Source organism: Actinoplanes sp. 13 (assembly GCF_056134165.1).
The window spans coordinates 23,385-35,607 of record NZ_JBVYOQ010000010.1 but is presented as its reverse complement, the minus strand read 5'-3'; the positions used below and the strand labels follow the sequence as shown (position 1 = coordinate 35,607).

The following is a 12,223-nucleotide window of genomic DNA, read 5'->3' as shown; positions in this document are numbered from 1 at the left end:
ACCCGTGCCGCGAAACCTGCGCACTGCTCGTGTTGGCGCAGCGTACTGGGCTCCGCATCGACGGGTAAGAACTTGGCCACACCCTTGCCAAACCGTTACCGAGAGCCACTCGAACAGCCGATCATGAAAGGGCTTGGCGGACCATGTCTCAGCTGGGCTATTTCATCGGGGCGTAACACTGGTGTAAATACGGCCCGTTACGCCGTCGTCCGCGGGGAGCACGAGAAGGCCCGGACCAGCGGCAACCGACAGCGAACTGCCGGACACCCCGGCGACCGCCCTGGGCAGCGTGCCGGGACTCCACCGCGCGCCGCCGTCGTCGGACACCCACAGCCCGTACGCCGAGCCGTCGCCGGCGACCGCGAGCATCCGGGAGCCGGACGTCGCCACCGCCTTCACCCCCGACCAGGCGGACGGGCGCACCGCGCCGAAGGAAGCGGACGGGCGCCACCGGCCGGACTCGAGCCGCCACACCCCGAACACCGGGCCGCGCACCCCGAGCGCCGTCGGCACGTCGCCGACCAGCGCGACCCGCTGCAGCTCCTCGTACTCTCCGGTGGCGTCGACCGCGGCGATCCGGCGCCAGGCGCCGGCGCCGGCCGGTGACCAGCCGGCCGCGTCGCGGTCCGGCCGGCCGGCCGGCAGCACGCCGCCCACCACGAGCCACTCGTTGTCCACCGCGATCGCGTCGGCGGCCCAGGTGATCCCGGCCGCGTCGGTGGCCAGGCCCGGCGCACCCTCGGCGAGCTCGAACTGCGCCGCGTCCGGCGACGACCACACCGCCGCGCCGCTCGCCCGGTTGCCGGTGATCAGGAAGCCGGACGGGCCGGCCGTCAGGCGGGACACGTTCACCGCCCGGGGCCCGCCGTACAGCTCGAAGGAGGCGGCCGCCACCTCGCGCACCACGCCGTCGCCGGCCAGCAGCCAGGAGCTGACCCGGGGGTTGCCGTGCGCCCCGCCCGGCTTGGCGCCGACCGCCGCCACCCGGCCGTCCCGGCACGCGACGGTGAACAGCACGTTCTGCTTGCCGTAGTAACTCTGCGCATCGACCCGGAGCGGAGCCCATGACGCCGCGTCACCGCTGGACTGCCATGCCGCGGGGAAAGTGCCGCCCTGACCGTCACGCACCGCGCCGACGACGAACCAGTCGTCACCGCACGCCACCGCGTCGCGCACCACCGGCGCCCCGGAACGGCCCTCGGGAAGCGGCAGAGCCGCCTCCCGCCAGTCGAACGACACGGGAGACGGCTCGGCTGCGGGCCCGGGTCCGGACGCCGGCGAGCAGGCGGAGATCGACAACGTCAGCGCCGCGACGACCGCCGTACCCGCCCGTCTCACTTCGGAGGCTCCGCCTCGGCCTGCCCCTCGGCGAGGATCCGGTCGGCCACCTCACGCATGGTCATCCGATGGTCCATCGCGGTCCGCTGGATCCACTTGAACGCCTGCGGCTCGGTCATCTGGTATTTCGTCATGAGCTCGCCCTTGGCGCGCTCCACCGACTTGCGGGTCTCCAGGCGGTCGGTGAGCCCGGCCACCTCGGCCTCCAGGACGGCGATCTCCGAGTACCTCGACAGGGCGATCTCGACCGCCGGCACCAGGTCGGACTTCTGGAACGGCTTCACCAGATAGGCCATCGCACCGGCCGCCCGGGCCCGCTCCACCAGGTCGCGCTGGCTGAACGCGGTCAGAATGACCACCGGCGCGATCCGGCCGCCCGCGATGCGCTCGGCGGCGGCGAGCCCGTCCATGATGGGCATCTTGATGTCCAGGATCACCAGGTCCGGCTTCAGGTCCTCGGCGAGGCGCACTGCAGTCTCACCGTCGCCGGCCTCGCCGACGACGTCGTAGCCCTCCTCGACGAGCATCTCGGCGAGGTCCAGCCGGATCAAGGCCTCGTCCTCGGCGATGAGCACCCGCTTGCGCTCGGCACCAGCCTGCGTGTCGGCCACGGAAACCCCTACCCCCAGAACGTCGATGTCGCGACACCCCGGTATGTGGGTACCGCCGCCCTAAGCCTAGTGGGTACTCTGTCCGAGGCTCATCTTGGCGTGACCAACACATGCCCGCTGGGATATGTCTCATGCGGTCGTGCGAAGATGAGTTGGCCGGCCCCTGTATTCCAACCGGCAGAGAAGATGGTCTCAAACACCATACAGTGTGGGTTCGAATCCCACCGGGGGCACAATAATCTCAGATTTCCGCAGGCGCGACGCGTTACCGCGCCGAGCGCGGAACCGGCGCCGAGCGAACCCGGCAGCATGACGCGGGCATTCGACGCCAATAAATGGCGCGACGCAGTTCTGCGAGCATTGTTTCGCCGTTGTGGCGAGTTCGTGAAAAGCGCGGAAAATGCCCGCGCCGCAGTCTCGGCGACCCCGGCGGCGCGAGGGCAATCTGCGCGAACCCCGGGTCCGGACCCGTGCCGGATGCTGTCATGGCAGGGACAGCTGCTGCGGGAGGCCTCATGTTGTGGTCCGGTTCTTCGCCCTTGACCGTCGCGCGCGGGAGCATGTGGGGTTTCCTGATGTTCGCCGGTGCGGCGTGGCTGGCGATCGCCTGGGCGGTGCTGCGGCTGGAGCCCACCGACATCGCCGCGGTGGCCGGCCCGGTGATCCTCTTCGGCGCTGTCTGCGAGCTGCTGCGGGCGCTGGCGGGCACCCGCACCTGGTGGCTGAACGCCGGGCTCACCCTGCTGTTCGCGGCCACCGGCGCGGTCATGCTGACCGTCACCGACTCGACGTTCACCACGCCGGCGGCGCTGATCGGCTGGTACCTCATGGTGCGCGGCGCGGTGGACGTGGCGGTGGGCATCATGACCCGCGGGTCGGACCGGGTGTGGAGCCTGGTGGTCACCGTCGGCGTGCTGGAGACGGCCCTCGGATTCTTCTCGGCCGGCCCGCTGTCGCGGACCTCGACGATGACGATCATCACGCTGGGCGGACTGGCCGTGCTGCGCGCGGTGGCCGACCTGGTGACCGCGTTCCGCCTGCGTGAGGTGGCAGCGACCCGCAAGGACGTGCTGGAACTCCCGCCGGAGCGCGCCGCGGGCGTGGCCGGGTACTCGGCCGGCCTGACCGACTTCGAGAGCCGCACCCCGGCCCGCCACCGGGCCCGCCCGGCCTCCTCGTCCGCCTCCACGGTGACGGCGCCCGGTGAGACGGCAAGGGCGGCGCCCGGTAGGACGGCAAACGCGGCGCCCGGTGAGACGGCAAGCGCGGCGCCCGGTAGGACGGCGAGGGCCATGCCCACGGCCGGGCACGAACACGCCACCGGCGCAGGCCGGGCAGCGACCGGCGCAACGTTCCACGAGGAGGTCGTCCGCACCACCGCGGACCTAGACGCGATGCTGGCCCAGGCCGGTCTCGCCGGCAGCCGGCAACCCGGCACGGACCTCACGCCCAAGGACATGCCCAGCGTGCCGGACACCCCGGAGAGCGTGACCGGGCAGCCCGCCGGGCGCGCGCTGGACAGGCCCGGGGGTGGCCGGTAGAGCTTGTCCCCGGCCCCGCCGGCAGTGGATCCGCGCACGGTCAGTCGCCGGACCGGGATCCACGCCGGCGGGGTTCCCGCCGGCGTGCCGGGAGGAGCCGTTGCCCGCCCGGAAGGACCCGTTATCCGCCGACCCGGCGCAGCAGCCCTTCCTGCACCGCGCTCGCGATGTGCCGCCCGTCCCGGGTGAACATCCGCCCGTTCGCCAGCCCGCGCGCCCCGCTCGCCGACGGGCTGCTGCTGTCGTACAGGAACCACTCGTCGGCACGGAACGGCCGGTGCAGCCACAGCGCGTGGTCCAGGCTGGCGCCGATCACGCCGCCCGGTCCCCACACCTCGCCGTGGGTGGAGAGCACCGAGTCCAGCAGGGACAGATCCGACGCGTACGCCAGGGCACACGCGTGGATCAGCGGATCGTCCGGCAGCTTGCCGTCGATGCGCATCCAGACCCGCTGCAGCGGCTCGACCTCGCGGTCGCCCGGCGGCACCCAGCCCGGCACGCCCACGTAGCGCACGTCGACCGCCTGCGGCGAGGCCTTCAACAACCCCATCCGGTCCGGGTACCGCTCGGCCCAGTCCAGCATGGTGGGCACGTCCTCGGGCGCCGGCACGTCGACCGGCGCCGGGCTGTGGTGGTCCAGACCCTCCTCCGGCACCTGGAACGACGCCGACATGAAGAAGATCGTCTTGCCGTGCTGGGTAGCCGTCGACCGGCGAACCGAGAACGACCGGCCGTCCCGGATGTGCTCCACGTGGAAGGTGATCGGGACGGTCGGGTCGCCAGGCCGTACGAAATAGCCGTGCAGTGAATGAACGAGCCGGCTCGGATCCACCGTCCGCCCGGCCGCCACCAGCGCCTGACCGGCGACCTGGCCACCGAACACCCGCTGCGGCCCGATCCGCGGACTGTCACCCTGGAAGGTGGCCGCGTCGACCTGCTTCAGATCGAGGATCTCCAGCAGCTGGTCGACGGCGGCCTGTCCCCGCACGGGCAACGTCACACCGTGGCCGGGTCGACCAGCGAACCGAGCTGGTGGACGCGCAGGGTGTTGGTGGAACCGGGCGCGTTCGGCGGGCTGCCGGCCACGACGACCACGTAGTCGCCGGGCTTGGCCAGGCCCAGACCCAGCATCTTCGCGTCGACCTGCCGGAACATGTCGTCGGTGTGCTCGACGAAGTCGGTCAGGAAGGTCTCCACGCCCCAGCTCAGCGCCAGCGTGTTGCGCACCTCGGAGACCGGGGTGAACGCATAGAGCGGCAGGTCGCAGTGCAGCCGGGCGAGGCGGCGCACGGTGTCGCCGGTCTGCGAGAACGCGACCAGCGCCTTGGCGCCGATGTTGCGGGCGATCTGCGAGGCGGCGACGGTGAGGGCGCCGCCGTGGGTGCGCGGGTCGTGCTGCAGCCGCGGCACGCCCATCCGGCCCGCCTCGGTGGTGGTGACGATCTTCGCCATCGTGCTGACCGTGAGAACCGGGTACTTGCCGACGCTGGTCTCGCCGGAGAGCATGACCGCGTCGGTGCCGTCGAGCACCGCGTTCGCGACGTCGGAGGCCTCGGCGCGGGTCGGGCGCGAGTTCTCGATCATCGAGTCGAGCATCTGGGTGGCCACGATGACCGGCTTCGCGTTCTCCCGGCAGAGCTGGACGGCGCGCTTCTGCACCAGCGGGACCTGGTCCAGCGGCAGCTCGACGCCGAGGTCGCCGCGGGCGACCATGACGCCGTCGAAAGCGAGCACGATGGCCTCGAGGTGCTCCACCGCCTCCGGCTTCTCCACCTTGGCGATCACCGGGACCCGGCGGCCCTCCTCGTCCATGATCTTGTGGACCAGGTTGATGTCCTCGGGGGCGCGGACGAAGGAGAGCGCGACCAGGTCGACGCCGAGCCGGAGGGCGAAGCGGAGGTCCTCCTCGTCCTTGTCGCTCAGCGCCGGGACGCTCACCGCGACGTTCGGCAGCGAGACACCCTTGTTGTTGCTGACCGGGCCACCCTCGGTGACCAGGCAGTGGATGTCCTCGTCCTCGACATTGGTGACCTCGATCGCCACCTTGCCGTCGTCGATCAGGAGGCGGTCACCGACCTTGACCTCGTGCGGCAGCTTCGTGTAGGTGCAGGAGACGCGCTCCTTGGTGCCGAGGATGTCCTCGCTGGTGATGACGACGCGGTCGCCGGTCTCCCAGCGGTGCGGCCCGTCGGCGAACTTGCCGAGGCGGATCTTCGGACCCTGCAGGTCGGCGAGGATGGCGACCGGACGATCGGCCTGCTCGGCGGCGGCGCGGACCAGCTCGTACATCTCCCGGTGGTTCTCCCGGGTGTCGTGGCTGAAATTCATCCGGGCCACGTTCATGCCGGCCTCCACCAGGCCGAGCATCCGCTCCGGCGACTTGGTGGCGGGCCCCATCGTGCAGACGATCTTTACGCGGCGTGTCACGGCCATCAGGCTAGTCCTTCTCCTGGGTCGGCCCGGCGGCCGACCCCCGTCATCAGCATGAACTGCGGGTGTCGACGGCGAGGTCAACCCGCGTCGCCACGGGGTTCGCTGCGTCGTCCGCGGGCGTCGGCGACCGCGGGTCCAGCTTATCGGTCGCCTTCCGGCGAGCGTCGGCACATGCCGCAACCCCTTTGCCGGTACGCCCTAAGTGCACCGTGACCAGCCAAAAGGCCCGCCGCTCCAACGAGCGGCGGGCCTGTTCAGCGTGCCGGTCTCAGACGCTCAGCGGCTGCTGGTCGGACCGCACCGGGGCGGGCAACTCCCCGGCCGAACCGAGGTAGTGATGGATGGCCGCCGCCGCGGCGCGTCCCTCGGCGATCGCCCAGACGATCAGCGAGGCGCCCTTGTGCATGTCGCCCGCGACGAAGACGCCGTCGGCGCCGGTCTGCCAGTTCTGGTCGGCGTCCAGCACCCCCCGACGGTTGCGGGCGATGCCGAACTGGGACAGCAGCGGCTGGTCCTCGGTGCCTTCGAAACCGATGGCGAGCAGCACCAGGTCGGCCCGGAGTTCCCGCTCGGACCCCGGCGTGACGGTGACCGTGCGCACCCCGTCGATCCGCTGGACCTGCACGTCGGCGATCCGGATCCCGGTGACGTTGCCGGCGCCGTCGTCGACGAACTCCTGGACGGCCACGCCGAAGACGCGCTCGCCGCCCTCCTCGTGCGCCGCGTAGTTGCGCAGGATGACCGGCCACGTCGGCCACGGGTCCTTGACGCCGGTGCGCACCTCGGGAGGCAGCGGGTACTGGTCGAGCTGGGTCACCGAGGCGGCGCCCTGGCGGTGGGCGACGCCGAGGCAGTCGGCGCCGGTGTCACCGCCGCCGATGATCACGACGTGCTTGCCCCGGGCGTCGATCGGCGTGGTGTCCTGCAGTCCGGCGACCATCCGGTTCGCCGGAACCAGGTGCTCCATGGCCAGGTGCACGCCGTTCAGGTGCCGGCCCGGCGTGTCGGTGGCGTCCCGGCCGGCCAGCGCGCCGGCGGCCAGCAGCACCGCGTCGAAACGCTCGCGCAGGTCGTCGGCGGTGACGTCGACGCCGACCTCGACGCCGGTCTGGAACACCACGCCCTCGGCCGACATCTGCGCGAGGCGGGTGTCGATGACGTCCTTCTCGATCTTGAAGTCGGGAATGCCGTACCGGAGCAGACCCCCGATGCGGTCGTCGCGCTCGAAGACCGTGACCGCGTGCCCGGCCCGCGCCAACTGCTGGGCGGCCGCCAGGCCGGCCGGACCGGAACCGACCACCGCGACCGACTTCCCGGTCGCCACCGGGGCCGGCTGCGGCGTCAGGCCGAGCCCGAACGCGTGGTTGGCGATCTCCACCTCGACCTGCTTGATGGTCACCGGGTCGTCGGAGATGCCCAGGACGCAAGCGGCCTCGCACGGCGCCGGGCACAGCCGCCCGGTGAACTCCGGAAAGTTGTTGGTGGCGTGCAGCGACTCGATCGCCGGCTCCCACGCCCCGGTACGCACCAGGTCGTTCCAGTCCGGGATGCGGTTGCCGAGCGGGCAGCCGTCGTGACAGAACGGGATGCCGCAGTCCATGCAGCGGGTCGCCTGGTCGCGGATCAGCTCCTCGCCCGCGGGCGGGTAGACCTCTTTCCAGTCCATGATGCGGACCGGGACCGGGCGGCGCGCGGGGAGCTGCCGCTCGTACCGGAGGAAACCGTTCGGATCAGGCACTGGTGACCCCCATGACCGCCTCGTCAACGTTGCGACCGGCGGCTTCGGCGGTCCTGATCAGCTCCATCACACGCTTGTAGTCGCGCGGCACCACGGCGGTGAACTGCTCCACCGTGTTCGTCCAGTCCTTGAGCAGCCGGCGGGCGACCGCCGAGTCGGTCTCCGCGTGGTGCTTCTCGACGAGCGTGCGCAGCACGTCGCGCTCGTCGTCGGTGAGCGGCGCCAGGTCGACCAGCTCCGGGTTGACCAGCGAGTGGTCGAGGTTCAGCACGAACGCCTTGCCACCGCTCATGCCGGCCGCGAAGTTGCGCCCGGTCGGGCCGAGCACCACCACGACGCCACCGGTCATGTACTCGCAGCCGTGGTCACCGACGCCCTCGACGACAGCGGCGCCGCCGGAGTTACGCACCGCGAACCGCTCGCCGACCCGTCCCCGCAGGAACAGCTCGCCGCCGGTGGCGCCGTACAGGATGGTGTTGCCGGCGATGGTGTTCTCCTCGGCGACGAACGACGCGTCCTCGGCCGGCCGCACGATGACCCGGCCGCCGGACAGGCCCTTGGCCACGTAGTCGTTGGTGTCGCCGATCAGCCGCAGCGTCACGCCACGCGGCAGGAACGCGCCGAACGACTGCCCGCCGGTGCCGCGCAGGGTGAACGCGATGGTGTCGTCGGGCAGGCCGTTGCCGCCGTACCGGCGGCTCACCTCACCGCCCAGCATGGCGCCCACGCTGCGGTGGTCGTTGCGGATCTCCACCTCGGCCTGCACCGGGGTGCCCTCGGCCAGGGCCGGCCCGGCCAGCGCGATCAGCTCGTTGTCCAGGGCCAGCTCGAGGCCGTGGTCCTGGGCGACGACACCGCGACGGGCCGCGCCCTCGGGCAGCTCCGGCACGTAGAGCACCGGCGTGAGGTCCAGGCCCTTGGCCTTCCAGTGGTCGATCGCCGTGGCCACGTTCAGCACCTCGGCGTGGCCGATGGCCTCGTCGATGCTGCGGAACCCGAGCTCGGCGAGCAGCTCACGGACCTCCTCGGCGAGGAACATGAAGAAGTTCTCCACGAACTCCGGCTTGCCGGTGAAGCGTTCGCGCAGCACCGGGTTCTGCGTGGCGATGCCGACCGGACAGGTGTCCAGGTGGCAGACCCGCATCATGATGCAGCCGGAGACGATCAGCGGCGCGGTCGCGAAACCGAACTCCTCGGCGCCGAGCAGGGCCGCGATCACCACGTCCCGGCCGGTCTTGAGCTGGCCGTCGACCTGCACGGTGACCCGGTCCCGCAGCTTGTTCAGCAGCAGCGTCTGCTGCGCCTCGGCCAGGCCCAGCTCCCACGGGGTGCCGGCGTGCTTCAGCGAGTTCAGCGGGGACGCGCCGGTGCCGCCGTCGTGGCCGGAGATCAGGATCACGTCGGCCTTGAGCTTGGCCACGCCGGCCGCGACTGTGCCGACGCCGATCTCGGAGACCAGCTTGACGTGCACCCGCGAGGCCGGGTTGACCATCTTCAGGTCGTGGACCAGCTGCGCGAGGTCCTCGATGGAGTAGATGTCGTGGTGCGGCGGCGGCGAGATGAGGCCGACGCCCGGGGTGGCGTGCCGCGTCTTGGCGATCCACGGCCACACCTTGTTGCCGGGCAGCTGGCCGCCCTCGCCGGGCTTCGCGCCCTGCGCCATCTTGATCTGCAGGTCGTCCGCGTTGACCAGGTATTCGCTCGTCACGCCGAACCGGCCGGAGGCGATCTGCTTGATCGCCGAGCGGCGCTGCGGGTCGTACAGCCGCTCGACGTCCTCGCCGCCCTCACCGGTGTTCGACTTGGCGCCGAGCCGGTTCATCGCGATCGCCAGCGTCTCGTGCGACTCCGCCGAGATCGAGCCGTAGCTCATCGCGCCGGTGGAGAACCGCTTGACGATCTCGCTGGCCGGCTCGACCTCGTTGACGTCGATCGACGGGCGGTCCGCCGCGAAGCGGAACAGACCGCGCAGGTGACCGGCGTCGGCCGCCAGCTGGTCCACCTTGCTGGTGTACCGCTTGAAGACGTCGTACTGCTTGGAGCGGGTGGCGTGCTGGAGCAGGAAGACGGTCTCCGGGTTGAACAGGTGGATCTCACCCTCGCGGCGCCACTGGTACTCGCCGCCGACCTCCAGCCGGCGGTGCGTGCGCTCCGCCCGGTTGGCCGGGTACGCCTTCTCGTGCCGCGCCTTGACCTCGGCGTGGATGCCGTCCAGTCCCACCCCGCCGATCCGGCCGGAGGTGCCCGCGAAGTAGCGCTGGAGCAGCTTGTGCTCCAGGCCGACGGCCTCGAACACCTGCGCCCCGCAGTACGACGAGACGGTCGAGATGCCCATCTTGGACATGATCTTCAGGACGCCCTTGCCGAGCGCCTTCACGTAGTTGCGGACCGCCTTGCGCGGGTCCAGCCCGGGCAGCGTGCCGGTGGCGATGAGGTCCTCGACGCTCTCGAAGGCCAGGTACGGGTTCACCGCGGCCGCGCCGAAACCGATCAGCGTGGCGGCGTGGTGCACCTCGCGGCAGTCACCGGACTCGACGACCAGCGCCACCTGGGTGCGGGTCTGCTCGCGGACCAGGTGCTGGTGCACGGCCGCGGTGAGCAGCAGCGACGGGATCGGCGCCAGGTCCGCGTTGGAGTCGCGGTCGGAGAGCACCAGGATCCGGACGCCGTCCTCGATCGCCTCGGAGACGTGCCGGCAGATCTGGGTGAGCCGTGCCTTGATCCCGGCCGCGCCGTCCCGCAGCGGGTAGAGGCCGCTGACCCGGACCGCCTTGAAACCGGGCAGGTCGCCGTCCTCGTCGATCGAGAGGATCTTGGCCAGCTCGTCGTTGTCGATGATCGGATGCGGCAGGGCGATCTGCCGGCAGCTCGCCGGTCCCGGCTTCAGGAGGTTGCCCTCCGGCCCGATGGTCGACGCCAGGCTGGTGACCAGCTCCTCCCGGATCGCGTCCAGCGGCGGGTTGGTCACCTGCGCGAACAGCTGGTGGAAGTAGTCGAACAGCAGGCGCGGGCGCGACGAGAGCGGCGAGATCGGGGTGTCGGTGCCCATCGAGCCGAGCGGCTCGGCCCCGGTCCGCGCCATCGGCGCGACCAGGATCTTCAGCTCCTCCTCGCTGTAGCCGAACACCTGCTGGCGCCGGGTCACCGAGTCGTGCGTGTAGATCACGTGCTCGCGCGGGGGCAGGTCGCCGAGCTCGATCAGGCCGGCGTGCAGCCAGTCCGCGTACGGCTCGGCGTCGGCGAGCTGCGCCTTGATCTCGGCGTCGTGGACGATCCGGCCGGCCGCCGTGTCGACCAGGAACATCTTGCCGGGCTGCAGACGGCCCTTGGCCACCACGCGGTCCGTGTCGACGTCGACGACGCCGGCCTCGGAGCCGAGCACGACCAGGCCGTCGGCGGTGTGCCACCAGCGGCCGGGGCGCAGGCCGTTGCGGTCCAGCACCGCCCCGATGACCGTGCCGTCGGTGAACGCCACCGCGGCCGGGCCGTCCCACGGCTCCATCAGGCTCGCGTGGAACCGGTAGAAGGCGCGCCGCTTGGGCTCCATCTCCGGGTCGTTCTCCCAGGCCTCCGGGATCATCATGAGCACCGCGTGCGGCAGGCTGCGGCCGGCCAGGTGCAGGAGCTCGAGGACCTCGTCGAAGCTCGCCGAGTCGGACGCCTCCGGCGAGTTGATCGGGAACAGCCGCTTGATGTTGCCCGGGATGTTCGGCGAGGAGAGCAGCGCCTCGCGGGCCGCCATCCAGTTCTTGTTACCGCGGATCGTGTTGATCTCACCGTTGTGGGCGATCAACCGGTACGGGTGGGCGAGCGGCCACGACGGGAAGGTGTTCGTCGAGAACCGCGAGTGCACCAGGGCGATCGCACTGGAGACCCGCTCGTCGGTCAGGTCCGGGAAGAACGCCGGCAGCTGCTCCGGCGTGAGCATGCCCTTGTAGGTGATGGTGCGCGAGGACAGCGACGGGAAGTACGCCGGGATGCCGCGCTGCGAGGTCTCCCGCTCGGCCTGCTTGCGGATGCAGAACGCCACCCGGTCCAGCTCGATGCCGGAGAGCTGCTCGTCGGCACGGCCGGCGGGCGAGCCCACCAGCCGGCGCGCGGACAGGAAGACCTGCCGGATCGCCGGGCGGGCCTCGTCGGCCGTCGCGCCCAGGTCGGCGCCCTCGTCACCCGGCCGCACCGGGACGTCGCGCCAGCCGAGCACCTCGCCGCCCTCGACGAGCACGTACTTCTCGAAGATCTTGATGGCCCGGGCCGCGTCGTCGGGGTCCGTCGGCAGGAACACCAGACCGGCCGCGTAGCTCCCGGCGGGCGGCAGATCGAAACCGGCCACGGCACGGAAGAACTCGTCCGGAACCTGAATCATGATCCCGGCGCCGTCGCCGGTGTTCTGCTCGGCGCCCCGGGCGCCCCGGTGGTCCAGGCGGATCAGCGCCGACAGGCCCTTGGCGACCACGTCGTGAGAGCGACGGCCGTGAATGTCGGCAACGAAGGCCACGCCACAGGCATCACGCTCTTGTGTCGGGTCGTAAAGCCCCTGGGGGTGCGGATATGCCACCGGG

General features: G+C 71.3%; 7 protein-coding genes and 1 tRNA gene. 2 read left to right on the top strand and 6 right to left on the bottom strand.

Annotated features, from left to right (window positions below; all coding sequences use genetic code 11):
- Positions 1-162 precede the first annotated feature (162 nt).
- Together AC0NH5_RS20805 and AC0NH5_RS20800 are read right to left on the bottom strand one after the other, a co-directional pair.
- The gene (locus tag AC0NH5_RS20805) at positions 163-1,338 is read right to left on the bottom strand and encodes a hypothetical protein (protein WP_474406277.1); all 1,176 of its coding nucleotides are present in this window, start codon (positions 1,336-1,338) and stop codon (positions 163-165) included.
- Positions 1,335-1,949 (bottom strand): ANTAR domain-containing response regulator, encoded by a 615-nt coding sequence (locus AC0NH5_RS20800; protein WP_474406274.1) that lies wholly within the window; start codon positions 1,947-1,949, stop codon positions 1,335-1,337. The genes AC0NH5_RS20805 and AC0NH5_RS20800 overlap by 4 nt, the downstream gene beginning before the upstream one ends.
- Positions 1,950-2,108: 159 nt before the next feature.
- Here AC0NH5_RS20800 and AC0NH5_RS20795 point away from each other — a divergent pair.
- Positions 2,109-2,182: transfer RNA gene (locus AC0NH5_RS20795), tRNA-Leu, on the top strand.
- Positions 2,183-2,488: 306 nt separating this feature from the next.
- Positions 2,489-3,490, top strand: a complete 1,002-nt coding sequence (locus tag AC0NH5_RS20790; protein WP_474406273.1) for a hypothetical protein — start codon at positions 2,489-2,491, stop codon at positions 3,488-3,490.
- Between the two features lie 121 nt (positions 3,491-3,611).
- Here AC0NH5_RS20790 and AC0NH5_RS20785 read toward each other — a convergent pair whose 3' ends face one another.
- The 4 genes from AC0NH5_RS20785 to gltB form a co-directional block, all read right to left on the bottom strand.
- A complete protein-coding gene (locus AC0NH5_RS20785; protein WP_474406271.1) occupies positions 3,612-4,490 on the bottom strand; it encodes an acyl-CoA thioesterase in 879 nt (292 codons plus the stop codon).
- Positions 4,487-5,923: a pyruvate kinase gene (gene pyk, locus AC0NH5_RS20780; protein WP_474406269.1), complete on the bottom strand. Its 1,437-nt coding sequence runs from the start codon at positions 5,921-5,923 to the stop codon at positions 4,487-4,489. The genes AC0NH5_RS20785 and pyk overlap by 4 nt, the downstream gene beginning before the upstream one ends.
- Before the next feature lie 268 nt (positions 5,924-6,191).
- The gene (locus tag AC0NH5_RS20775) at positions 6,192-7,661 is read right to left on the bottom strand and encodes a glutamate synthase subunit beta (RefSeq protein ID WP_474406268.1); all 1,470 of its coding nucleotides are present in this window, start codon (positions 7,659-7,661) and stop codon (positions 6,192-6,194) included.
- Entirely contained in the window at positions 7,654-12,219 is a 4,566-nt protein-coding gene (gene gltB, locus AC0NH5_RS20770) for a glutamate synthase large subunit (protein WP_474406266.1), read from the bottom strand. The genes AC0NH5_RS20775 and gltB overlap by 8 nt, the downstream gene beginning before the upstream one ends.
- Positions 12,220-12,223 lie beyond the last annotated feature (4 nt).